The sequence below is a fragment of the Klenkia marina genome (assembly GCF_900101025.1).
GTDB lineage: Bacteria > Actinomycetota > Actinomycetes > Mycobacteriales > Geodermatophilaceae > Klenkia > Klenkia marina.
Genome location: NZ_FMUH01000001.1, coordinates 400,741 through 424,081, shown reverse-complemented (window position 1 = coordinate 424,081; position 23,341 = coordinate 400,741). Strand labels below are relative to the sequence as shown.

Annotated in this window: 24 protein-coding genes; 17 read left to right on the top strand and 7 right to left on the bottom strand. The window is 73.6% G+C overall.

Features of this window, described 5'->3' with window-relative positions; translation table 11 throughout:
* Window positions 1-121: 121 nt before the first annotated feature.
* From BLP29_RS02225 to BLP29_RS02185, 8 genes are all read left to right on the top strand, one after another.
* A complete protein-coding gene (locus BLP29_RS02225; protein WP_092799369.1) occupies window positions 122-841 on the top strand; it encodes a hypothetical protein in 720 nt (239 codons plus the stop codon).
* 821 nt (window positions 842-1,662) lie between these two features.
* Window positions 1,663-2,022, top strand: coding sequence for a hypothetical protein (locus BLP29_RS02215; protein WP_092799365.1), 360 nt, complete (start codon window positions 1,663-1,665; stop codon window positions 2,020-2,022).
* Between the two features lie 62 nt (window positions 2,023-2,084).
* The gene (locus BLP29_RS02210) at window positions 2,085-2,384 is read left to right on the top strand and encodes a DUF2442 domain-containing protein (protein WP_165839247.1); all 300 of its coding nucleotides are present in this window, start codon (window positions 2,085-2,087) and stop codon (window positions 2,382-2,384) included.
* 108 nt (window positions 2,385-2,492) lie between these two features.
* Complete coding sequence (locus tag BLP29_RS02205; RefSeq protein WP_133378963.1) at window positions 2,493-4,235, top strand: hypothetical protein; 1,743 nt, start codon at window positions 2,493-2,495, stop codon at window positions 4,233-4,235.
* Window positions 4,236-4,705: 470 nt separating this feature from the next.
* Window positions 4,706-5,263, top strand: coding sequence for a type IV toxin-antitoxin system AbiEi family antitoxin domain-containing protein (locus tag BLP29_RS02200; protein WP_092800675.1), 558 nt, complete (start codon window positions 4,706-4,708; stop codon window positions 5,261-5,263).
* Entirely contained in the window at window positions 5,253-6,254 is a 1,002-nt protein-coding gene (locus tag BLP29_RS02195; RefSeq protein WP_092799359.1) for a nucleotidyl transferase AbiEii/AbiGii toxin family protein, read from the top strand. The genes BLP29_RS02200 and BLP29_RS02195 overlap by 11 nt, the downstream gene beginning before the upstream one ends.
* Before the next feature lie 217 nt (window positions 6,255-6,471).
* The gene (locus tag BLP29_RS21175; protein ID WP_207798258.1) at window positions 6,472-7,143 is read left to right on the top strand and encodes a nucleotidyltransferase domain-containing protein; all 672 of its coding nucleotides are present in this window, start codon (window positions 6,472-6,474) and stop codon (window positions 7,141-7,143) included.
* Window positions 7,144-7,268: 125 nt separating this feature from the next.
* Window positions 7,269-7,538, top strand: coding sequence for a hypothetical protein (locus BLP29_RS02185; RefSeq protein WP_133378961.1), 270 nt, complete (start codon window positions 7,269-7,271; stop codon window positions 7,536-7,538).
* A gap of 3 nt (window positions 7,539-7,541) precedes the next feature.
* Here the strand turns inward: BLP29_RS02185 and BLP29_RS02180 are convergent, their stop codons facing one another.
* From BLP29_RS02180 to BLP29_RS02170, 3 genes are all read right to left on the bottom strand, one after another.
* The gene (locus BLP29_RS02180; RefSeq protein WP_092799355.1) at window positions 7,542-7,763 is read right to left on the bottom strand and encodes a hypothetical protein; all 222 of its coding nucleotides are present in this window, start codon (window positions 7,761-7,763) and stop codon (window positions 7,542-7,544) included.
* 296 nt (window positions 7,764-8,059) lie between these two features.
* Window positions 8,060-8,518: a DIP1984 family protein gene (locus BLP29_RS02175; RefSeq protein ID WP_092799353.1), complete on the bottom strand. Its 459-nt coding sequence runs from the start codon at window positions 8,516-8,518 to the stop codon at window positions 8,060-8,062.
* Window positions 8,519-8,569: 51 nt separating this feature from the next.
* Complete coding sequence (locus tag BLP29_RS02170; RefSeq protein WP_092799351.1) at window positions 8,570-8,752, bottom strand: SMP-30/gluconolactonase/LRE family protein; 183 nt, start codon at window positions 8,750-8,752, stop codon at window positions 8,570-8,572.
* Window positions 8,753-9,638: 886 nt separating this feature from the next.
* Here BLP29_RS02170 and BLP29_RS02165 point away from each other — a divergent pair.
* The 8 genes from BLP29_RS02165 (at window position 9,639) to BLP29_RS02130 (ending at window position 17,477) form a co-directional block, all read left to right on the top strand.
* On the top strand, window positions 9,639-10,553 hold the full coding sequence (locus tag BLP29_RS02165; RefSeq protein WP_092799349.1) for an ATP-binding cassette domain-containing protein: 915 nt from the start codon (window positions 9,639-9,641) through the stop codon (window positions 10,551-10,553).
* Complete coding sequence (locus tag BLP29_RS02160; protein WP_092799347.1) at window positions 10,550-11,347, top strand: ABC transporter permease subunit; 798 nt, start codon at window positions 10,550-10,552, stop codon at window positions 11,345-11,347. Before BLP29_RS02165 ends, BLP29_RS02160 begins: the two co-directional genes overlap by 4 nt.
* Window positions 11,348-11,365: 18 nt before the next feature.
* Window positions 11,366-12,514 carry a sensor histidine kinase gene (locus BLP29_RS02155; RefSeq protein WP_165839246.1) on the top strand — a complete coding sequence of 383 codons (1,149 nt, stop codon included), beginning with the start codon at window positions 11,366-11,368 and terminating at the stop codon, window positions 12,512-12,514.
* Window positions 12,511-13,173: a response regulator gene (locus BLP29_RS02150; protein WP_092800669.1), complete on the top strand. Its 663-nt coding sequence runs from the start codon at window positions 12,511-12,513 to the stop codon at window positions 13,171-13,173. The genes BLP29_RS02155 and BLP29_RS02150 overlap by 4 nt, the downstream gene beginning before the upstream one ends.
* A gap of 89 nt (window positions 13,174-13,262) precedes the next feature.
* On the top strand, window positions 13,263-15,344 hold the full coding sequence (pta, locus tag BLP29_RS02145; protein ID WP_243469630.1) for a phosphate acetyltransferase: 2,082 nt from the start codon (window positions 13,263-13,265) through the stop codon (window positions 15,342-15,344).
* Window positions 15,341-16,507 (top strand): acetate/propionate family kinase, encoded by a 1,167-nt coding sequence (locus tag BLP29_RS02140; protein WP_092799341.1) that lies wholly within the window; start codon window positions 15,341-15,343, stop codon window positions 16,505-16,507. The genes pta and BLP29_RS02140 overlap by 4 nt, the downstream gene beginning before the upstream one ends.
* A gap of 84 nt (window positions 16,508-16,591) precedes the next feature.
* A complete protein-coding gene (locus tag BLP29_RS02135; protein WP_092799339.1) occupies window positions 16,592-17,020 on the top strand; it encodes a helix-turn-helix transcriptional regulator in 429 nt (142 codons plus the stop codon).
* A 10-nt stretch (window positions 17,021-17,030) separates the two neighbouring features.
* Window positions 17,031-17,477, top strand: coding sequence for a VOC family protein (locus BLP29_RS02130; protein WP_092799337.1), 447 nt, complete (start codon window positions 17,031-17,033; stop codon window positions 17,475-17,477).
* An 80-nt stretch (window positions 17,478-17,557) separates the two neighbouring features.
* Here BLP29_RS02130 and BLP29_RS02125 read toward each other — a convergent pair whose 3' ends face one another.
* Genes BLP29_RS02125 through BLP29_RS02110 form a run of 4 tightly spaced genes read right to left on the bottom strand, consistent with a single transcriptional unit; the run spans window position 17,558 to window position 22,666 of the window.
* Entirely contained in the window at window positions 17,558-19,333 is a 1,776-nt protein-coding gene (locus BLP29_RS02125; protein WP_165839245.1) for an IucA/IucC family protein, read from the bottom strand.
* The gene (locus BLP29_RS02120; RefSeq protein ID WP_092799335.1) at window positions 19,330-19,866 is read right to left on the bottom strand and encodes a GNAT family N-acetyltransferase; all 537 of its coding nucleotides are present in this window, start codon (window positions 19,864-19,866) and stop codon (window positions 19,330-19,332) included. The genes BLP29_RS02125 and BLP29_RS02120 overlap by 4 nt, the downstream gene beginning before the upstream one ends.
* Complete coding sequence (locus BLP29_RS02115; protein WP_092799333.1) at window positions 19,863-21,173, bottom strand: lysine N(6)-hydroxylase/L-ornithine N(5)-oxygenase family protein; 1,311 nt, start codon at window positions 21,171-21,173, stop codon at window positions 19,863-19,865. Before BLP29_RS02115 ends, BLP29_RS02120 begins: the two co-directional genes overlap by 4 nt.
* Complete coding sequence (locus BLP29_RS02110; RefSeq protein ID WP_092799331.1) at window positions 21,170-22,666, bottom strand: pyridoxal phosphate-dependent decarboxylase family protein; 1,497 nt, start codon at window positions 22,664-22,666, stop codon at window positions 21,170-21,172. Before BLP29_RS02110 ends, BLP29_RS02115 begins: the two co-directional genes overlap by 4 nt.
* A 222-nt stretch (window positions 22,667-22,888) precedes the next feature.
* Here BLP29_RS02110 and BLP29_RS02105 point away from each other — a divergent pair, with 222 nt between their 5' ends.
* Window positions 22,889-23,332 carry an SRPBCC family protein gene (locus BLP29_RS02105; protein ID WP_092799329.1) on the top strand — a complete coding sequence of 148 codons (444 nt, stop codon included), beginning with the start codon at window positions 22,889-22,891 and terminating at the stop codon, window positions 23,330-23,332.
* Window positions 23,333-23,341: the final 9 nt, after the last annotated feature.

The window sequence follows — 23,341 nt, the reverse complement described above, 5'->3', positions numbered from 1 at the left end:
GTCCATGTCCCGATGGCGACCTGGTGCAGCGGTGCGTTGCCGACTTCCGAGATGCGGGCAGGCGGCACGATGGCCCCGTGCCCAGACGAGTGCAGGTGGTCCAGCTGACCTGGACACAGCGATGACCGAGGTCGAGGAGCAGCCGCCGCCGGTGATGGCAGCCCTGCGACGGGCCGTCGAGAAGTTGTGCGCCGGCCGCAGCGACGTGTCCGTCAAACACAACTTCGTGGACGAGCCGGGCAGCTACGGCTGGAACACCATCTTGTCGCCCGTGGGGCGAGGTTCGGGGGTCTGGTTCTGGTTCGACGGCTTCGACGACGACTTGATGCTGATGATCAACGACGAGTACTACTTCGAATGGCTCGACCTCACCGACGAGGCCGCTGTCGTCGCCGACGTGCTCGGCATCTGCGCGGCGGTGATGGCCGGAAATCTGAGCATCCGCCGCGAAGGGCGATGGCGACACCTCGACCTCTGGGCAACTAACGGTCGTTGCTGGACCGGGCGAGGCGGGCGCGACAGCCTCCTGCCCTGGAAGCGGTCAGTTCCCGACGGCGGGCTGCCGGGGTACGGGCAGGTGAGCGAGGCGGTGGAGAGCGTCTGCCGGGTGTGCGGCTACGACGAGGGTGAGGACCGCTGGACCGGCCCGGACGGTGCGCAGTACATCATCTGCTCCTGCTGTGGGGCGGAGTCCGGCGTGAACGACCTGAATCTCGGTTGGGTCCGGGAGTGCCGGGCGAAATGGCACGCGGACGGTTGTCGCTGGTTCTCTCCTGACGAGCGACCGGAGGGGTGGCGGCCTGAGCCGCAGGCGGCGAACATCCCGCCGGAGTGGCGGTAGCTGCGCGTTCCTCCGCTGTGGTGAATCTCCTGCGTAGCGGGCGGGTCGTCGGCGCGCTGTGTCCACGTCGGTGGGGCGGACGGGCCGGCTGCGCTCGGCGGCGGCCTGACGTGCGGCGAGGGTGTTGCGGTAGGTGGGTCAGGTCGGTGTCCAGCAGGGCGATGGCGGTGGGCGGGTCCCCGATGCCGGCGACCGCGCGGGCGCGGCGGTGCACGAGCCGGGGTTCGACCAGCCCGAGCCCGTAGGCGAGCGCGGCGAGGTCGTCGGCGTTGGCGGCGCGCCTCTCGGTGAGGTTGGTGACCTCACGCCAGGCGGCTTGGGCGGCGACAGCCAGCTGGGCGATGGCCTGCTTGGCGAGGCGGCCGGTGGACCCGAGCCGCACCCCGGCGGTCTTCGGGTTGAGGCTGCGCTGGGCGCCGGTGAGGGCGACGGCGACGGCGTGCGGCCAGGTGTCGGCGGGGCAGGCGCGGTCGGTGCGGCACTCGGGGCACGCGTCGACCGGGGCCACCGGGGCGGCGCAGCGGCTGGTTGCGCTCAGCACCGCGGCCCATCGGTTGTGGTAGCCGGTGGCGTCGGCGGGGGTCAGGTGCCGGGCAGCGAGGAGGGCCACCGCGCCAAGCACGGCTTTGGCCTCGACGGGTCGGTGGCCCCTCGGAGTGAGCGGCACTCGTCGGTGAGCGCCCGATGCACGAACGACCCGGTCGGACCCGCACGTCCGTCGGTGCCGTCATCGACAGGCGCGCATCTGGTCGCTTGCCGCCGGAGGGCTACGCCTGCAAGATCGCCGCACGACGGCATAGAACATGTGTTCGTGTTAGGGGGTGGGTTTGCGCAGCGACGAGCAGGCAGCCGACGGCCCGGACGAGGGCGCCGGCGGGGGAGTGGTGCGCGTCGTCCTGCACGTCGCGGCCCGCCGGCCAGCACCGCCGGGCGCCCGCCGGGCGCGGGTGTACACCCTCAGCGGCACCGTCTACGACTTGGACCCGGCCACGATGACCGCCACCCGCCACCGCCGCGCGGACGGGGCCACGCTGCGGCGTGACGGCGAAGGGCTGGACCTGTGGACGTGGCCTGCGATGACCGTCGGGCGACCCCTGCAGCTGCTGCTCTCGGTCCGGGAGGACACCGGGGACCCCACCATCCGGTTGAGCACCCCGGTCACCGTCATCGAGGACCGATGACCACACCCCATGACACACCCCATGACACACCGCTCGACGCGTCTGGTGCGCCGTCGGAGGGCGTGTCGGCCGGCACGGAGGAGTTCGTCGACGTCGTCACGGTCACCCCGTTGAATGGCTACCGGGTGCGCCTGGGCTGGGCCGACGGGCCGGCCAGCACCGTGGACTGTGAGCCGTTCCTGGTCGGGGAGGTCGGTGAACGGGTGCGCGACCCGGCGGTGCTCGCCGGCGTGCAGGTCGACCCCGACGCCGGCACGTTGGTGTGGACGGCCACCGGCCTGGACATCTCCCCGGTCGCCCTGCGCCGTGCCGGCCAGCTGGAGCCCGCCGAAGCCTCACCGCCAACAGCGGCGGGCAGTTGAGCATGGCGCATCCGTACCGTCGGCGGTACGGATGCGCCATCACGCCTGCGGCCCGTCGTGGGCTCCGAAGGTCGGGACGCGGACACCCCCTACCCACATACTCGGGTGGTGCTGGACTGGGCAGAGCTGGATCCCGCCAAGCTCGAGCGGGTCGTAAAGATGCTGGTCCGCGCTGCATGCGGGGCCACCGGCATCGACGGCTCAGGTGGGGACGGGTCCCAGGACCTACGCCACGACGGCCCCGACGGGCTGACCATCTACGAGGTCAAGTCCTTCACCCGTCGCCTGACCACCAGCCAGCGGCGCCAGGTCGCCCGCTCCCTGGCCGGCGCGGTCACCCAGCACGCACCGGCCCGCTGGGTGCTGGTCATCCCGCTGGACCCCACCCCCGCCGAGCTTGCCTGGTTCGACAAGCTGCGCACCCAGCACCCGCACGTCTTCCTGGAGTGGTTCGGCCGTGACTGGCTGGACGGGCAGATCGCCGGCCGGGAGGACCTGATCAGCTACGTCGAGGGCGCTCAGTACAAGGTGCTGCGCCGCGCCGCCCAGCACGCCCAGGAACGCGCCGCGCTGGCCACCGGAACGGACTACCTGCAGCGGGTCGAGGACCTGCATGCCCTGGGCGGCACCATCAGCCCGTTCTGGCGCTGGGACGTCCAGGACAGCCCGATCGGCCCGGCCACCATGCTCACCGCCCAGACCCCCGACGCGGCCACCGCCGACCCGGTGTCGATCAACACCCAGTTCACCTTCCCGGCCGGGGACCCCGACGCCGACGAAGCCCGCGCCGTGCTGCAGCGGTGGCTGCGCTCAGGCGGAGACGTGGAGATCGACGGCCGGTTCATCGAGGACGTGCAGGTGCTCGCCTCCTCCGAGGCCACCCAGCGCCTCCTCGGGGAGCCCTCCCGACAGGTCAGCTCGGTGCGGCTGATCACCGTCCCGGACACCACCGACCTGCCGCTGCACTGCACCCTGGCCCTCGAGACCGCGGCCCCGCCGCCGGGTGGGGTGGGGGTGGCCGTCCCCGCGGCCCACGGCCCGGACGAGCCCGAGCGTGGCCTGCCGTCGGTGCCCTTCGCCTTCACCGAGCGCATCGTCGCCCCGCACGGTGTCGCGCTGACCGGCGCGGACCCCAGCGGCCTGCTGCTGGGCCGGGTGCAGGGCGGCGTGGATGAGTCCGAGGGCACCGAGCTCAACCTGAGCATGGCCCCGCTGGCCGGGCGGTACCCGCACGACGCGCTGCCAGCGATCGCGTTCCTGGCCGCCTGCCGGCCCGGGACCCGGCTGGTGTTCAAGCAGGGCCCGGTGGTCCTGACGTCCTACGACGCCGGCGGCGAGGCGCTGGCCAACGTGGACTACCTGCACAACCTCATCGCCGCCCTGGAGGTGCTGCAGAACCACCTCGGCCAGCTGGTGCCCATCCCCACCGACCCACCGGCCGGCCGGGAGGCCGGCGAGCTGATGGCGGTGGCCTCGGCGCTGACCGGCACCCCGGGCCTGCTGCCCTACGACGGTCTGAGCGCCCCCATCGTCGCTGGTCAGATCGGGCAGCTGCTGAACTCGGTGCCGACCGTGCCCGGCGCGCTGTACGGCGCCCCCGACGCCTTCCCCCTCACCCTGGGCGACACCACGTACAAGGTGCCCGGGCTGGCGATGTGGTCACCCGGCATGCAGCTGATCAACCGCGAGCAGCTGCAGGCCCTGGCCGCCGACGAACAAGCCGGTCGCCCGGTCGCACCGGCGGTCGCCCAGTTCGCCTGCGTCGGTGAGCACAAGGCCTACCTGATCCGGGCGGTCGATGACCTGGGTGAGCCCTACTTGGCGGTCCCCGGCCTGCCCGGCCGCCGCTGACGCCCAGCTCCGTCGGAGCGATGAGCGGCCGCCGGGAGCGAGGTTGCGCAACAGGCTCTTGCGCAGTTCCCCCACAGCCTGTGGGGAGGTTGTCGGGCTCGACGCCTCGAGTCGGTAGGCCCCCCATCGGGTGACGCAGCGCGGGCTAGGCCGGCGACCGTTGGGGACTGCCTCCGTCGCGGGCGCACGCGTTGAGCACTGTGGTCACCGCGCGGTCTCCCGCTCCTGCCGGGAGGCGCTGCTGCTGCTGCTGTTGTCGTCGTGGTCGTCGTGCTGGGTGCGGTGTGGTCGCTGGGGAACCAACGGCGGGCGGCGCACAGGGAGCGCCCGGCATCCGTACGGCCACCTACGGCCCGGTGCGCGGCGCTCAAGTCGGCGCGGCGAGTGTCACCCCGCGCGGGGCGACCACTGTCAAAAGGCAACCGAAAGCGGTAGCCTTTTGACAGTCCAGGAAGGCGGGGATGGTGAAGATGACGGCACGACAAGAGCTCTGGAACGTGGCTGTGGAGCAGTACGGCTACGTTACGAAGCGAGACGCCGACGAGCTTGACCTCGACCGGCACACCGTCGAGAAGCTCGCCGGCCGCGGTCTTCTCGAGCGCGTCGCGCACGGGGTCTACCGGTTCCCAGAGCTGCCGGTTACCGAGTACGACACCCACATGCTGGCCGTCCTGTGGACCGGTCGCCCCGACGCGTGCCTGAGCCACGACACCGCCCTGGCCGGCTACGACGTCTGCGACATCAACCCCGACCGGATCCACCTCACCCTGCCCAAGCGTGAGCGCATCCGCCGCAACGGTGGCGACCGGTACGTGGTGCACTACCAGGACCTCGCCCCCGACCAGCTGGGTTGGTGGCACCGCATCCCCACCGTCACCCTGCCCACCGCGATCGACCAGGGCATCGCCAGCGGCATTCCCACCTACCTGCTCCGCCAGGCCCTGCGCACCGGCCGCGACCGCGGGCTGCTCACCGCCGCCCAGGCCGCCACCCTCACCGACGACCTGGAGCGCCGCGATGTCGGCTGACCCCACCCAGACCACCAACGAGACCAGCGCCGACGCTGCCGGCGAGCCTGCTGACCCGTTGGCCCGGATGGCCGAGCTGCGCGACCGCGGCAAGGCACCGCGCACGGCCTCGACGCTGAACTCTTGGATCTCCACCGCCCAGTCCGCCGTCGGCCTGGAAGCCGACCGGCTGAGCTGGCTGGTCGCCTCCGCGGTCGTCGTTGCCGCCCTGCAGCGTGCCGTGGACGAGGACGGCCGCGCCAACTTCCTGCTCAAGGGCGGCACCTACCTGCAGTACCGCCTGGGAGCTGCCAGCCGCCCGACGAAGGACGTCGACGGAATCGTGCGCGGGGACATCGACCGGTTCGTCGACCTGCTCGACGCCGCGATCGCCGAGCCGTGGGGCGCGCTGCAGCTGACCCGCACCGAGGTCGAGGTCATCAACGTCCCCGGCAAGGCCATCCTGCCCCGCCGGTTCAACATCCAGGTCACCTTGCGCGGTGACGTGTGGCGCAGGATCAAGGTCGAGATCTCCCCGGACGAAGCCGATGCGGCCGCCGAGTACGACGTGCTCCCCGCCCCGGACCTGAAGCACTTCGGGATCCCCAGCCCCGACCAGCTGCTGGGCATCGCGGTCCGCTTCCAGGTCGCGCAGAAGATCCACGCGTGCACCGACCCGCATTCCCCGCCTGAGCAGAAGAACGACCGGGCCCGCGACGTGGTCGATCTGCTCCTGCTGCGCGACCTCATCGCCACCGAGGCCACCCCCACCCTCGGCGAGCTCCGGCAGGCGTGCGTGGCGGTCTTCGACGCCCGCGCCGAGGACGCCCGCCGCGCGGACTGGACGCCGCGGGAGTGGCCGCCGGCCGCGGTGGCCCACGCGCACTGGGGCACCGACTACACCTCAGCCGCCGGCAACGGCGGCGTGACGCTGGAACTGACCGACGCGGTCGAGGCGCTCAACGCCTGGATCACCGACATCGACGCCGCCGGAGAGGCCGCAACGCAGTAGCTCCCGCCAGGCTGGACCGTCAGCGGGTCTGGGGGCCAGGGGCGGCGCTGACTGTCCGCGCAAGGTGAGGGAAGTCAGGCGGTGGTCAGCACTGCGGGCAGGTGGCCGGACTGAGGGGTGTCTCGACGAGCTGGGTCAGACAGGCCAGCCCCGCCAGCGTCCGCGCGCCCGTCAGGAGGAACGGCTAGCGCAACCGCGCTCGGGCAGACTGCCCGCCATGCGGTTGCAGCGCGGCGTGCTGGTCGGCGGGGTCGACCCCGAACTGGCCCGCGACCTGTCCCGCGCCTGCCACACCGCCTGGACGCCGCTGGAGTTCATCGCCCGACAAGTCCGACGGGACGTCGCCGAGGTCGAGGTAGCCCTGACGCGGCTCGTGGAGGCCGGCTACCTCCGCGTCATCGCTGACCGGGACGGCAGCGGACAGGAGTTCCACACCTCCGAGGACACCGGCGGAGGGCTGGCCAACGCCTCATTCCAGAAGCCGATCAGCCGCGCCCGCGCACAGGTGCTCCTGGAGGGCGTCCTGGAGCGGACGCGGGCTTACAACGCCGACGACACCAAGCCGCTGCGCATCAGCGAGGTGGCCGTCTTCGGCTCCTACACCCGCCCCGACGTCGATCAGCTCGGCGACCTGGACCTTGCCATCGTCCTGACGCCACGCACAGAGGAGTGGCTCCAGGACTCCCACAACCCGCTCCACTACGCCCGCGCCTCCGGCCGGACCTTCCAGCGGTTCGTTGACCAACTGTTCTGGCCCGAGACCGAGGCCAAGATGCTGCTGCGCAACCGCAGCGGGTACATCAGCCTGCACACCGAGGACCCGCGCCGGTTCACCGACTCGGTGCAGGTCCTCTACCGCTGGGGCGACCAGCCGGACGCCGATGTGTAAGAACCCGGCCGAGACCGCGTAAGAGGTCCGCACAAATGGGGCCGTCGCCGCTGGCCACGGCATCGGTTAGCACCTCACCACCGTCGATCGAACACGTGTTCGGACGATCTGCCATGCTTCTCGGCATGGCGGCTCCCGGGATGCACGAGCGCCCCGACCCCCGCCCGCGGCACTGCTGGGTCACCGGCATGCCGCACCAGGTCGACCCGTTCCCCGCCGTCCTGCTCGGTTGGCGGCAGGACGACCACGGCACCTGGTGGGGTCGGGTGGCCTACTCGGTGCCCGGCTACTTCGAGCAGAACATCGTGCACGCCTGGGTCGACGCCCGGTACCTGCGTCCGCTCACCCCGCCGCCCACGCCCCCGGCGGTCGAGCGGCGGCGCAACCCGCACTGAGGTTCAGGCGGCGACGGGCTCGCGCACGACGAAGCGGTGCCCGCGGGCCTGCGCCCGGCGGGCGCACTGGTCCAGCGCCAGCCGTGCGCCGGGCGGCCAGGAGTCCAACCGGGCGGCGTCGACCTCGACGTCCCCGCGGAAGACGGCCAGCCGCAGCTGGCGCAGCACCCGGGCGATCTCCGGTCCGTGCGACACGTTCTCCATGCCGACGAGTCTGGTGATCATGGCCGTCCCGCACATCGGCCGCCGGGCCCATCCCGTCTCCACCCCAGGGTGGAGAAGGCCGCCGCGGGAGGTCCCCGGACCCGCCCTCACCGCAGGAGCCGACACGTGGTGGTGATGCGTACTGGCTGCGCCGTCACCGGTGCACGGTTCGGGGCTGCGTCGTGCGTCGGGGAGTCGAACCCCGGGGCTGCCCTCCACCCACCAGATATGGACCGGGTTGCCCGCCGGCCCTCGGGTTCGTGTCCGCCCTCCTGCGGCTACCGACTCCCGCGGCGGCCGAGCTCAGTCCACCATGCTCAGTCGACGAGGTCGTGGGTCCAGTTCGCCTGCTGGATGCGGACGTCGAGCTCGCGCAGCGCCCGGGCGACGTCGTCGGCGCGGGACCGCAGCTCGCACACCGGCAGCGAGGTGAGCTGGCGCAGCTCGCTGCGCAGCTGCCGGAACCCGGTGCCCGCAGCGGCGTCGGCGGCCGACGTCAGCAGGGCGTGCCGCAACCGCAGGACGTCGCGGCGGGCGAGGGCGTCGGTCATCGTGCCGTCGGCGCCGAGGTCGACGGCGGCGTTGGTGCGGTTGATCCGGCCGATCCACGACTCGAGCTCGTCCAGCGCCCGCTCGGCCTCCACCAGCAGGTCCGCCGAGCTCTCGGTGGGCTCCTCGCCCTCCTGGTACCGGGCGTTGGCGGTGATCCGGGCCCGCAGCTGGTCGACCCGGCGACGGGCGTCGGTGCGCAGCGACAGCGCCTCGGCGATCTTCATGACCCGCACCGTATGAGGGCCCACCGTCCTGGGCGACGGGGTTCTGCTGGGTCAGGTGGGTTCGATGAGGAGCCGGGTGGACCCGGTCGAGGGATCGAGGGCGAGGACACCGTCCTCGGTGCTGACCACGAGCACCCGGCCGTCGTCCATCCACACCGAGTCGTGCACGTTCGGCAGTGGGATGCGGTCCACCACCTCCGCGGCGGTGGTGAGCCGCACGAGGTGGAACTGCACCTCGTCCGCCCGCTCGACGCGGACGACGACCTGCCAGCACCCGGCGCCGACGTCGTACGCGACGTCCCCCAGGAGACCCCCGGCGATGCTGGCGCGCGACTCGGGCTCCCGTCGGGTCCAGGAACCACACGCCGTCGTCCATCGTCGTCAGCGCCACGAGGTCGGGGCCGGCCGCTGCGCTGCCGACCACCGGGGCGGACGGTGGCAGGGTGATGCGACCACTCGTCGGCTGGAAGTCGGCATCGGCCAGGCGCGCGTAGGACTGGCTCACCAGGACGGACATGTCAGGGGTCAGAGGGATGACCTCCGTGACCCCCCGGAGGGACCGCAGCTCGGCCCCGGTCGCGGCATCGAGCACCCTCGCCGGCCCCTTCGCGCAACCGACCGCCACCTTGCCCGCAGGCAGTGCCGTGACGTGCTGGACGTTCGACCGGGTCCTGTCCTGCCAGAGGAGTTCACCGGACAAGGCGTAGCCGCACACGCCGTGGCGCTCCCACGCGCCGGCCACGACGACCGGCGCCTCGCCGGTGACCAGGCACAGCCGTTCCCCGCCGAAGTCGAGGACGGTGTCGAGGACGGCGAGCTCCGTCCCGCTGCCCAGCGACCAGACGTGAGCGGTCCGGGCGAACGCGCCGGCGACGAACAGGTCCCGTTCCCACGGCGGTGCGGCCAGCAGACGGATGTCCGGCATGCGCCCAGCATGGCGGGTCGTCGCGTCGGCGAGTGTGCAGTCGAGGGCGCCGTGCACGGCGGGTCGGGGCGTGGCGGCGACCGCAACTGCACAGTCGGTCGCGCCCGGAGTACTCCCGGAGGCGTAGCCGGGAGGTCAGCAGGTGACGTCGCGCGGACGACGACGGGCGGCCTCGCCGGCGGCAGGCTGGTCCGCATGATCGAACTGCGCGGGTTGACCAAGCGCTACGGCGAGCGGCTCGCCGTCGACGACGTGACCGTGACCGTCCGGCCCGGTGTCGTCACCGGCTTCCTGGGCCCCAACGGTGCGGGCAAGTCCACCACCATGCGGATGGTGCTGGGCCTGGACCGGCCGACCTCGGGCACCGCGCTGGTGAACGGCAGGCCCTACGCCGAGCACCGCGACCCGCTGCGGCAGGTCGGTGCGCTGCTCGAGGCGCGGGCGCTGCACCCGGGCCGCACCGCCCGCGCCCACCTGCAGGTCCTCGCCGCCACGGCGGGGCTGCCGCGCACCCGGGTCGACGCCGTGCTCGAGTTGGCCGGGCTCACCTCCGTGGCCGGGAAGCGGGTCGGCGGGTTCTCCCTCGGCATGGGCCAGCGCCTCGGCGTGGCCACCGCGTTGCTCGGGGACCCCGCCACCGTCGTCCTGGACGAGCCGGTCAACGGGCTGGACCCCGACGGCGTCCTGTGGATCCGCACCCTGGCCCGGCGGCTGGCCGCCGAGGGGCGCACCGTCTTCTTCTCCTCCCACCTCATGGCCGAGATGGCGGTGACCGCCGACCACCTCGTCGTCATGGGCCGAGGCCGCTTGGTCGCCGACGTGCCGACGGCCGAGTTCATCCGCCGTGCCGGCGGTGACGGCGTCCGGGTGCGCAGTACGCGGGCCGCCGAGCTCGCGGGGTTGCTGGCCGGTCCGGACGTCGTGGTGGAGTCCGCGGAGACCGGGGTGCTGCTGGTCCGCGGCGTCGGGCCCGAGGTGGTCGGCGACCGCGCCGCGCAGGCCGGCATCGCCGTGCACGAGCTCACCCCCGTCCAGGCCTCCCTCGAGGAGGCGTTCATGGCGCTCACCGCCGACGAGCGCGAGTACCGCACCGAGGAGCAGCCGGCATGACCGCGACCCTGGAGCGCACGGCGACGACGACCGGTCTCCTGCGCGGTGAGTGGCTCAAGGCCCGCTCGCTGCGCTCCACCTGGTACGTCCTGGCCGGCGCGCTCGTCGGCATGGTGCTGCTCGGTCTGCTGTTCACCAGCACGGCCGGCGACGGCGGGCCGGGGGGCAACGGCGGGGGCCCGCCCGGCGTCGACTTCGCCCAGCCCCTCACCCTCGCGCTGGCCGGCTACAACCTGGCCCAGCTGGCGCTCGGGGTGCTCGGGGTCCTGCTGGTCACCGGCGAGTACACCTCCGGCACGATCCGCAGCACGCTCGCGGCCACGCCCCGGCGCTGGCCGGTGCTCGCGGCCAAGGCCGCCGTCCTGGGCGGGGTCGTGCTGGTCACGGCGATGGTCGCGGCGTCGGTCTCCTACGCGGTCGGCTCGGCCGTCGCCGACGGCATGCCCGGTCTGGGCGAGGACGGCGTGCTGCGGGTCGTGCTGGGGACGGCGCTCTACCTGACCGCGATCACCCTGTTGGGCTCGGCGCTGGGCTGGTTGCTGCGCTCGACGGCGGGCGCCGTGGCGACCCTGTTCGGGCTGGTCTTCCTGCTCCCGGTGCTCGGCGGCCTGCTGCCGGCCGACTGGGGCCCCGACGTCGTGCGGTGGCTGCCCAGCTCGGCCGGCGGGAGCCTGCTGCGGCTGGCCACCACGGCCGACCAGTTCGCGCCGTGGACCGGGTTCGCGGTGCTGGTCGGGTACGTGGCGGTCGGGCTGGCCGCCGCGGTGTGGCGACTGCGCACCCGCGACGCCTGAGCGGGGACGATGACCGGCATGACGTCCTCGGCCCGTGTGCGCCTGGTCGCACCGGTCGTCGTGCTGGCCGTGCTCTCCCTGGGGCCGCTGGTCCGGGTCGGCGGGCTGACGGCGGGTGCGGTGGTCGTCTCGACGCTGCTGTGGGCCACCGCCCTGGCCCGGCACCGCGCCCCGCTCGCCGCGCTGGGGGTGGCCGCCGTCGTCCTCGGGGCCTGGTGGGTCGCCCACGGTCTGGAACCTCAGCGGCTGCTGCCGGCCGGGGTGGTGCTGCTGTGGCTGCTGGCCTCGGTGGCCGACCGCCGTCCGGTGCGCGAGGTGGTCGTGGCGACCGCCGTCGTCGCGGCGGTGCCGGTCACCCTCGCGGTGCTGGGCCTGCTCGGCCGGCTCGGGGGCGAGGGGGTGGTGCCGCTGAGCGCGGTGACCGTGGTCGCCGTGGTGGCCGGGCGCAACCGGCGCACCCGCCGCTCGCTGCTGGTGGCGCTGGAGGAGCGGGCCGTGCGCGCCGAGCGGGAACGGGACGCCGGGGCCCGCGCCGCCGTCGCCGAGGAACGCACCCGCATCGCCCGCGAGGTGCACGACGTCGTGGCGCACAACATCTCGGTCATGACCGCCCTGGCCGACGGCGCCGGCTACGCCCTGGCCGCCGACCCCGAGCGGGCCCGCGGGGCGATGGCGCAGGTGGCGGCGACCGGGCGCGAGGCGATCGCCGAGATGCACCGGCTGCTCGGCGTGCTGCGCGCCGACGGCGAGCCCGACGACGCCCCCGCCCCCGGCCTGGCCCAGCTCGACCAGCTGCTCGAGCAGGTCCGCTCCGCCGGGCTGGCGGTCACCCTCAGCGTGACCGGCACCCCCGCGGCGTTGCCGGCCACTGCGCAGCTCGCCGTCCACCGGCTGGTGCAGGAGGCGCTGACCAACACGCTCACCCACGCCGACGGCGCCCGGTCGGCCCGGGTCGCCCTGCGCTGGGGTGCCGACGCCCTCGAGGTGGAGGTCGTCGACGACGGCCGCGGCGAGCGCCCGCGGGATCCCGACCGGCCGGCCGGGCACGGGCTGGTCGGCATGCGCGAGCGGTTCGGGTCCTGGGGTGGGACGGTCGAGACCGGACCGGTCGACGGCGGGTGGCGGGTGCGCGGCACGCTGCCGATCGGCGCGCAGGTGCCGGCATGACGACGGTGCTCCTGGTCGACGACGAACCGCTGGTGCGCGTCGGGTTCGGCATGGTGCTCGACAGCCAGCCCGACCTCGAGGTCGTGGGCCAGGCCGGCGACGGCGCGGCCGCAGTGGCGCTGGCCCGGCAGCTGCGCCCCGACGTCGTGGTGATGGACGTGCGCATGCCGGTGCTGGACGGAGTGGCGGCCACCGCGCAGATCGTCGCCGCCGGGTTGCCCAGCCGGGTGCTGGTGCTCACCACCTTCGACCTCGACGAGCACGCCTTCGCCGCGCTGCGCGCCGGGGCCAGCGGGTTCCTGCTCAAGAACACCGAGCCCGCCGACCTGCTGGCCGCCATCCGCACCGTGGCGGCCGGGGACGCCGTGGTCTCGCCCCGGATCACCCGGCGGCTGCTGGAGACCTTCGCCGGCCAGCTGCCGCACCCCGGCGTCCGGGACACCCGGCTCGACGCGCTCACCGACCGCGAGCGCGAGGTGCTGGTGCAGGTGGCCGGCGGGCGGTCCAACGCCGAGATCGCCGCGGAGCTGGTGCTCTCGGAGCTGACCGTGAAGACCCACGTCGGCCGGATCCTGGGCAAGCTCGGTCTGCGCGACCGCACCCAGGCCGCGGTGCTGGCCTACGAGACCGGCCTGGTGCGCCCGGCTCCCGGCGGGTGACCCGGCCGGGTGTCGGTTAGGTTCGACCCGACAGCGAGCCGACGCCCGCCGGCCGCGGGCCAGCCCGAGGAGCCACCCTGGCCCGCAGCGTGTACGTCGCCTCCGTCGAGGGCCACTCCGGCAAGTCGATCGTCGCCCTCGGCCTGCTCACCACGCTGACCCGCGAGGTCGGCCGGGTGGGGGTGTTCCGGCCGGTCGCCCGCGGCGCCACCGACCCGGTGCTGGCCACCCTGCTCGAGCGCACCACCGCGGGCATCGGGTTCGACGAGGCCGTGGGCGTCACCTACGACGACGTCCACGCCGACGCCGACGCCGCGCTCGCCCGCATCGTCGAGCGCTACAAGGCGGTCGAGGCGCGCTGCGACGCCGTCGTCGTGGTCGGGTCGGACTTCACCGACGTCAGCTCGCCCACCGAGCTGTCGTTCAACGCCCGCACCGCGGCCAACCTGGGCACCCCGGTGGTGCTGGTGCTGGGCGGCCGCGACCCGGCCGGTGCCGAGCAGCTGGGCCAGGCGCCCGCCCGCACCCCGGAGGCGCTGGCCGCCGTCGCCGAGCCCGCCCTGCGCGAGCTGGCCGCCGAGCACGCCGGGGTGGTCGCGGTGGTGCTCAACCGCGCCGACCCCGACCGGCTGGAGGACGGCGTCGCAGCCGTGCAGGCGGTCACCGACCGGCCGGTCTGGGCCATCCCCGAGGAGCCCTTCCTCATCGCCCCCACGTTCGCCACGGTGGCCGAGGCGGTCGACGGCGAGCTGGTCGCCGGTGACCCCGAGCTGATGCAGCGCGAGGCCATGGGCGTCGTGGTGGCGGCGATGTCGATGGTCAACGTGCTGCCGCGCCTGCTCGAGGGCTCGGTGGTCGTCGTCCCGGGCGACCGGCCCGACGTCGTCCTGGCGGTGATGACCGCGCACGCGGCCGGCACCTACCCCTCGCCGACCGGCATCCTGCTCAACGGCGGCATCGACCTGCCCGAGCCGGTGCTGCAGCTCATCGCCGGCATCGGCAGCTCGCTGCCGATCGTGCGCACCTCGCTGGGCACCTTCGACACCACCGCCCGGGTGATCCACACCCGGGGCCTCATCGCCTCGGACTCCCCGCGCAAGACCGAGACGTCGATCGCGATGTTCGACGAGGCCGTGGACACCCGCCGGCTGCTCGACAGCCTCGACGTCGGCCCGTCCACCGTCGTGACGCCGCTGATGTTCGAGCACCTGCTCACCGAGCGCGCCCGCGCGGCCGACCAGCACGTGGTGCTGCCCGAGGGGGACGACGACCGCATCCTGCGCGCCGCCGCCACCGTGCTGGCCCGCCGCATCGCCCGGCTGACCATCCTGGGCGACGAGACGAAGGTGCGCGGGCGGGCCTCGGAGCTGGGCCTGGACCTCGCCGGCGCTGCGGTGCTCAGCCCGTTCGACCACGACCTGCGCACCCGGTTCGCCGAGGAGTACGCGGCGCTGCGGTCGCACCGCGGGGTCACCGTGGAGGCGGCGTACGACGTCGTCCCCGACGTGTCGTACTTCGGCACGCTGATGGTGCAGCTCGGCCTGGTCGACGGCATGGTCTCCGGCGCCGCGCACACCACGGCGCACACCATCCGGCCGGCGTTCGAGATCATCCGCACCCGACCCGACGTCTCGGTGGTGTCGAGCGTCTTCCTCATGGCGCTGGCCGACCGGGTGCTGGTCTACGGCGACTGCGCGGTCAACCCGCTGCCCGACGCCGCGCAGCTGGCCGACATCGCGATCTCCTCGGCGGCGACCGCGGCGCAGTTCGGCATCGAGCCGCGGGTGGCGATGCTGTCGTACTCCACCGGCGACTCCGGCTCGGGTGCCGACGTCGACAAGGTGCGCGAGGCGACCCGGCTGGTGCGGGAGCGGGCGCCGGAGCTCGTCGTCGACGGGCCCATGCAGTACGACGCCGCGGCCGACCCCGAGGTCGGCTCGGCGAAGATGCCGGGCTCGGACGTCGCCGGGCGGGCGACGGTCTTCGTCTTCCCCGACCTCAACACCGGCAACAACACGTACAAGGCGGTGCAGCGCTCGGCCGGTGCCGTCGCCATGGGCCCGGTGCTGCAGGGCCTGAACAGGCCGGTCAACGACCTCTCGCGGGGTGCCACCGTGCGCGACATCGTCAACACCATCGCCCTCACCGCGGTGCAGGCGGCCGGCGCGTGAGCACCGTGCTGGTGGTCAACAGCGGGTCGTCATCGCTGAAGTACCAACTGCTGGACGACGCCGAGCGGGTGCTCGGCTCGGGCCTGGTCGAGCGGATCGGCGGCGCGGGCACGATCACGCACCGCGGGCCGGACGGCGAGGTCGTGGTCGACGCCGACGTCCCCGACCACACGGCGGCGTTGGCGCTGATGATGCGCACCTGCGCCGCCGCCGGTCTGGACCTGGCACCCGACGTGGTCGGGCACCGCCTGGTGCACGGCGGCGCCCGGTTCAGCGCCCCGGTCGTGGTGGACGACGAGGTCGAGGCCGCCGTCGAGGAGCTGGCCGACCTCGCGCCGCTGCACAACCCGCCGGGGCTGCTCGGCGTCCGGGCCGCCCGGCAGGCGTTCCCCGGGGTGCCGCAGGTCGCCGTGTTCGACACCGCCTTCCACGCGACCATCCCGCCCGAGGCCAGCACGTACGCCATCGACGCCGACCTCGCCGCCGAGCGGGGCATCCGGCGGTACGGCTTCCACGGCACCTCGCACGAGTACGTGTCGGCCGAGGCCGCCCGCTTCCTGGGGCGCGAGGGCCGGTTCGTGGTGCTGCACCTGGGCAACGGGGCCTCGGCCTGCGCGGTGTCCGACGGCCGCTCGATCGCCACCTCGATGGGGCTCACCCCGCTCGAGGGCCTGGTGATGGGCACCCGCGGCGGCGACCTCGACCCGGGCGCGGTGCTGCACCTGCTGCGCACCGGGATGTCGGTCGACGAGGTCGACGCCCTGCTCAACCGGCGCAGCGGCCTGGCCGGGCTGACCGGCTCCGGCGACCTGCGCGACGTCCTGGCGGCGGCTTCTTCCGGTGACCCCCGCGCCGAGCTCGCGCTGGACGTGTACGCACACCGGATCCGCGGCTACGTGGGCGCCTACCTCGCCCACCTCGGCGGCCTCGACGCGCTGGTCTTCACCGCCGGCGTGGGCGAGAACAGCCCCGAGGTGCGGGCGCGGGTGGTCGAGGGCCTGGCCCACCTGGGACTGCAGATCGACCCGGCGTCGAACTCGGCCCGCGACCGGGGAGCCCGGGCCATCAGCCCCGACGGCGCGCAGGTACCGGTGCTGGTCGTCCCCACGAACGAGGAGCTCCAGATCGCCCGCCACGCCCTGGCCGCCGTCGCCCCTCGTTGATCATGCAGATCGGCAACGGCGGCACGCGGGTGCCGGGCGCGTCACCGTTGCCGATCTGCATGATCAACGGCGGAGGAGGGTGACGTGCGGGCGCACGACGACGTGCTGGAGCACCTGCGGCGGGCGCGGGACCACGCCGACCGGCACTACGACCAGCCGTTGACGCTGGCGCAGCTGGCCGCGGTCGCGGCGCTCAGCCCGTTCCACTTCCAGCGGCTGTTCACCGCCACCTACGGCGTCTCGCCGGCCGCGCACCTCTCGCGCCGCCGGGTCGAGCGCGCCCAGGACCTCTTGCGGACGACGAACCTCACGGTCACCGAGGTCTGCCACCTGGTGGGCTTCTCCAGCCTCGGGTCGTTCTCCAGCCGGTTCCGCGAGCTGGTGGGGGAGACCCCGAGCGCCTACCAGCGGCGGTGGGCGGCCACCGGGGCGCCGCACATCCCCGGCTGCTGGGTGTTCATGCGCGGCATGACCGCAAGCGGGGAGAAGCAGCCGGGGGACGCCGCCCCCTAGCGTCGTCGGCATGACGATCTCGAACATCTCGCTGGTCAGCGTGTGGGTGAAGGACATCTCGGAGTCGAAGACGTTCTACGTCGACGTCCTGGGCTTCGAAGAGCAGGAGGACATCCAGCTGGCCGAGGACTTCCGCTGGTGCACGGTGCGGCACCCGAACCAGCCCGAGCTGTCGGTGCACCTCACGACGCCGAGCAAGCCGCTGTCCGACGACCTGGTCGCCGCGATGCAGCGCGCGCAGGCCGAGGGCGGGCTGCCCGGCATCGGCCTGGCCGTGGACGACTGCCAGAAGACGTACGAGGACCTGACCGCGAAGGGCGTCACGTTCATCCAGCCCCCGGCCGAACGCCCCTACGGGGTCGAGGCGCTCATGCGCGACAACTCCGGCAACTGGATGGTGCTGGTCGAGCACCGCGACTTCGACGCCTCGGCGATGACGGTGGAGGACCTGCAGTAGCCCATCAGGCCCGTTGACCATGCAGATCGGCAACGACGCCACGCGGTTGGACGGCGCGCCGCCGTTGCCGAACTGCATGGTCAACGCTGCGGGAGCACCCCGGCTGCGCGGTGGGCGTACAGCGGGTTGACCAGGTCGCCGACCAGCTGCAGGGCGCTCGACGGGTCGGCCAGGTCGACCATCTGCCGGTTGTCGCGCAGCTGCAGCCGATTGAGCGCCGACAGCGGGAAGGTGGGGGCGAACAGGTCGACCCGCCGCCCGTCGAGCCCCGGCGTCGCGGCCTCCCACGCGCGCAGGCAGGCGGCGACCTCGGCCCAGAACTCCTCGACCGGCAGGACGCCGTCCTCGTCGAGCAGGGGGGCCAGGAAGCGGAAGAAGCAGTCGAGGACGTCGGTCTGCACCGACAGCGGCACGTGCTCCTCGGGCACCTGCACCCGGATCCGCTCGACGTCGGCCGGCAGGTCGACGTCGCTGTTCAGCAGCGCGACCTCCTCGCCGATGTCCTTCATCACCGCACGCACCGGGACGCCGTCCTCGAGCACCAGCACCAGGTTCTCCCCGTGCGGCATGAACGCGAGCCGGTGCGCGGTCAGGCAGTGCACCACCGGCACCAGGTAGGCGTCGAGGTAGCGGCGCAGCCAGTCGCGGGCGGGCAGCCCCGAACGCTCGACCAGTGCTGAGACGAACGGGCGGCCGGCGTCGTCGACGTGCAGCAGCGAGGCCATGGTGGCCAGCCGCTGGCCCGGGCGCAGCGAGGGCACCGGGCTCTCGCGCCACAGCGCGGCCAGCATCTTGCGGTAGGGCGAGCCCGGCGCGGTGGCCTGCTGCACCCAGTCGGCGCGGAACCCGCCCGCGGCCCGCTCGCGCAGCACCGAGAACCCGCACCCGGCGAGCACGGGGTCACCGCTCACCAGCTCGTGCACCCAGTCGTTGATCGCCGGCGTCACCGCCATGTACTCGGTCGACAGCCCGCGCAGGAAGCCCATGTTGAGCACCGACAGCGACGTCTTCACGTAGTGCCGGTGCGGCCTCGAGGTGTTGAACAGGGTGCGGATCGACTGCTGGGCGAGCATCTCGTCGTCCCCCTCGCCCAGGTGCACGAGCTGCCGGGTGGCGAGCTCGGCGGCGAAGGTGACCGCCACCCGGTTCGCCCACTGCCACGGGTGCACCGGGAAGAACCGGTAGTCGGCCGGGTCGAGGCCGAGCGCGCGCAGGGTGCCGGCGAACCGCTCCAGGGTGGGCCGGCCGAGCTCCCCGGCGTACAGCTCCTGCTCGGTCAGGCCGGCCGAGACCGCCAGCACCGACCGGTCGCGCCGGGCAGCCACCCAGACCAGCCGCACCGGGTTCGCCGCCTCCGGGGCGTGCTGCCCGAACTCGGCGGCGGTGAAGCCCAGGCGGCCGTTGTTGGCCACGAAGCAGGGGTGGCCCTCGGTCATCGACGTCTCGACCGTCTGGAAGTCGGCGTCCACCAGCTCCGCCGACGTCGGCAGCCCCCGCGCGGCCTTGAACGCCCGCGAGGCCAGCGTCGAGGTGATCTCCTCCAGGTACACCGGCAGGACGGCGTCCGACAGGCGCAGCGCACCGCGGACGTCGAGCACGAACTGCACGGCGTCGAGCGGGTGCTCGGTGCCGCCGACCAGCCGGACGACGCTGCCCGGGTCGACCAGCCAGTGGTCCAGGGGCAGCCGTCGGGCGGTGAAGCGGTACTCGGTGCCGCCGTCGTCCGAGCGGACGACGTAGCCACCGTCGACCGGTTCGGGGACGAGCAGCCGCTCGTGCGCGAACTCCGACAGCGCCTTGGTCACCAGGTGCCGGCCGGCGGCGGCCCACGCCTCGGGGGTCAGGTGGTCGATCACCGCAGCACCTCCTCGCGGAGCGAGGCCAGGAACTGGTCGCGGGTGCAGGTCGACAGCAGCGCCCGCTTGGTGGGCAGCTCGACCTCGCCCTGGACGACGAAGCCGGCGCGCGCGTTGAGCCGGTGGATCGCCGTGTTCGACGCGTCGGGCTCGACGACCACCCGGTGCACGACGGGGTCGTCGAACAGCCAGGCGAGCACCGTGCGCATGACGGCGAGGGTGAAGCCGGGCACCGGCGCGGCGGGCGGGGCGACCAGCAGGTGCATGCCGACGTCGCCGGGCTCGACCTCGAACACCTGGCTCACCGGGTCGGCCGCGGGGTCGTAGCGCTCGGTGAGGAACACCGGTTCGCCGTCGACCCGGCCCAGGAACGCGTGGTGGTGCGGGGAGGCGTCGATCTCGGCGTAGGCGGCGACGACGTCGGCCAGCGAGGCGCCCTGCATCTGCCAGAACACCGCGCGCTCGGCGGTGACCCACTCGTGCAGCAGCGGCCCGTCGGCGACCGGGTCGACCTCGGTGAACTGCATGCTCATGCCCGCACCTCCTCGCGGGCCGGCGCCCCGAAGGTCTGGAAGGCGATCGACCGCTCCACCGGGTACACCTCGCGCCCGGTGACCGAGCGCAGGATCGCTGAGTTGCGGTGCGCGGCCATGCCCAGGTCGGGGGCGGTGAAGCCGTGGGTGTGCGCCTCGCCGTTCTGCACGAACACGGTGCCGTCGTGGTCGACGGTCCAGTCGCGCCGGACGTCGAACCGGCCCCGGTCGTCCCAGCGGAACCGGTCGGCGACCGGGGCCAGGAAGTCGGGCACCTGCTGGCGGTAGCCGGTGGCCAGCACCAGGGCGTGGGTGGTGGTGGCGAACTCCTCGCCGGTCCGGACGTTGCGCCAGGCGAGCTCGACCCGGTCGCCGGCGCGCTCGGCGCCCACCAGCTCGGTGCTGGTGAGCAGCCGGGTCGGTGGGGGGCCGTCGAGGTCGAGCTCGTAGAGCAGGTCGTACAGCTCGTCGACGACGTCGCCGTCGATGCCCTTGTAGAGCGAGGCCTGCGACGCCAGCAGCTCGTCGCGGGCGGCCGACGGCAGCCCGTGGAAGTGGTCGACGTGGTCGGGCGAGGTGATCTCCAGGGTCAGCTTCGTGTACTCCAGCGGGAAGAACCGGGGCGAGCGGGTCACCCAGTCGACCCGGTAGCCCTCGCGACGGGCGTCGGGCAGCAGGTCGCGGTAGACCTCGGCGGCCGACTGCCCGCTGCCCAGCACGGTGACCGTGCCGCCGCGGGCCGCGGCCACGAGCGCGTCGCGGGCCGGCCGGTACCCGCTGGTGTGCACGACCGGCGCGACACCGGTGCCGAGGTCGGCGCAGGCCGGGGGCACGTGCGGCGGCGTCCCGGTGCCCAGCACCAGCCGTCGGGCGGTGTCGGTGTGCCGGTCGCCGGTGCGGGTGTCGATCGAGTGCACGTGCCACAGCCCGTCCTCGTGGGTGACGGCGTGCACGTGCCGGCCGAACCGCACCGAGGGCAGCTCGTGCGCCGCCCACCGGCAGTACCGGTCGAACTCCGCGCGCAGCGGCGCGAACTGCTCGCGGATGTAGAAGCGGTAGAGCCGCCCGGTCTGCTTGAGCCAGTTCAGGAACGAGTACCGCGACGTCGGGTCGGCCAGCGAGACCAGGTCGGCGAGGAAGGGCACCTGCAGGGTCGCCCCGGGCAGCAGCATGCCGGGGTGCCAGGCGAAGTCCTCGTGCTGCTCGAGGAAGAGGGTGTCGAGGTCCAGGGGGTCGGCCAGTGCGGCGAGGCCCAGGTTGAACGGGCCCACCCCGATGCCGACGAGGTCGTGCGCCGGGGTGCTCATCGGGCGGCCAGCCAGGCCTCGGCGTGCCGGATGACCAGACCGAGCACGGCCACCAGCTGGTCGCCGGTGGTGGTCGGGTTCAGCAGCGTGGTCTTGAGGAAGGCGCGGCCGTCGACCGTCGTCCCGCCGAGCACCACCTCGCCCGTGGCGGCCAGGGACCGCCGCACGTGCCGGTTGAGCTCGTCGACGTCGTCCTCGGGCAGCCGTTCGGCGGGCACGTACCGGAAGACCAGCGTCGAGAGCTCGGGCCGGACCACGACGTCGAAGTCCGGGTGGACGTCCAGCAGCGGCCACGTCTCGGCGGCGAGGTCGACCACCCGGTCGACCATCGCGCCGATGCCGTCGGCGCCGAGCACCCGCAGCGTCGTCCACAGCTTCACCGCGTCGAACCGGCGGGTGGTCTGCAGCGACTTGTCCACCTGGTTGGGCTCGGGCGCGGTCTCGGGGTTGAGGTAGTCGGCGTGGTGGGTGACGTGCCGCAGGCTGGCGCCGTCGCGGACGAGCAGCACGCTGCAGGCCACCGGCTGGAAGAACGTCTTGTGCGGGTCCACGGTCACCGAGTCGGCGCGCTCGACGCCGGCGAGCAGGTGCCGGCGGGTGGGTGAGACCAGCAGTCCACCGCCGTACGCGGCGTCGACGTGGAACCAGGCGCCGTGCTCGGCGCACAGGTCGGCGATCGCCGGCAGCGGGTCGATGCTGCCGAAGTCGGTGGTGCCGGCGGTGCCGACCACGGCCATGGGCTCCAGGCCCTGCTCGCGCAGGTCGGCGAGCGCCGCGGCGAGGGCGTCGACGCGCATCCGTCGTCCGTGGTCGGTGGGGACGGCGACCACGGCGTCCTCACCCAGCCCGAGCAGCCGGGCCGCGGTCACCACGCTGAAGTGGCCGACGTCGGAGGCCAGGATCCGCAGGCCCCCGAGCAGCTCGGGCAGCCGGGCGCCGGGCCGGGCGCGGCGCAGCCGGGCGCAGGCCTCGTCGCGGGCCAGCAGCAGCGCCTGCAGGTTCGACTGCGTGCCGCCGCTGGTGAACACGCCGTCGGCGGCGGGTCCGAGCCCGGCGCGGTCGGCCAGCCACGTCACCAGCTTCTGCTCGACGAGGGTGGCACCGGCGCTCTGGTCCCAGGTGTCCAGCGAGCTGTTCACCGCGCTGGCCAGCGCGTCGGCGGCCAACGCCGGCAGCACGACCGGGCAGTTCAGGTGCGCCAGGTAGCCGGGGTCGTGGAACCAGACCGCGTCGCGCAGCCACAACCGACCGAGCTCGTCGAGCGCCGCGGCGGTGTCGGGCAGTGGGGTGTCCAGGTCGACGGCGTCGACCTCGTGGGCCAGGTCGGCCGGCCGCACGCCGGTCTGCGGGCGCCGGACGGCGGCCAACCGGTCGGCGACGAGGTCGACCGCGGTGGTCATCCCGGCGCGGTAGGCGTCGCGGTTGTCCGTCGTCAGCAGGTGCTGGTCGGCGGTGCTCCGGGCGTCCTGCGCGGGGGTGTGCAGGGTGGTCATGGGAAGGTCCTCGAGGTCTCGGGCGCACGCCCCACCGGGCTGCGCGGCTCTGCTCGGACGGCCGTGCTCAGGTAAGCCTCACCTAACTGTTCCTGGTGGGGACGTGCAAGGGGACGGCGTGGTCCGTTCTCCCGTCCCAGGTCAGCGGGGTGCACCGTGACCAGGGCCACACCTCGTGACCCGGTCCCGGGACCGCCCGGCGCCGTGGGCAGACTGGACGGCATGGGTCAGGTCGTCGCCACCGCAGAGCACGTCGTCCACGCTCCCGCCGACCGGGTGCAGGCCGCGCTCGCCGACTACGCGGGCACCCGGCAGCGCATCGCCGGCCCGCAGTTCAGCGAGTACCGGGTCGAGTCCGGCGGTCAGGGCGCCGGCACCCGCGTGCACTGGCGGTTCGCCGCCACCGAGAAGCGGGTGCGCGACCAGGTCGTGGCGGTCACCGAGCTGCCCGACGGCGGTGGGCTGGTCGAGAGCGACACCAACTCCTCCATGGTCACCACCTGGACCGTCCACCCGGCCGACGCCGGCACGACCACCGTGCGGGTGCGCACCACCTGGGACGGCGCCTCGGGCATCGGCGGGTTCTTCGAGCGCACCTTCGCGCCCAAGGGCCTGGCCCGCACCTACACCGGCATGCTCGAGCGGCTCGACGCAGAACTGCGCTGAAACGGGGAC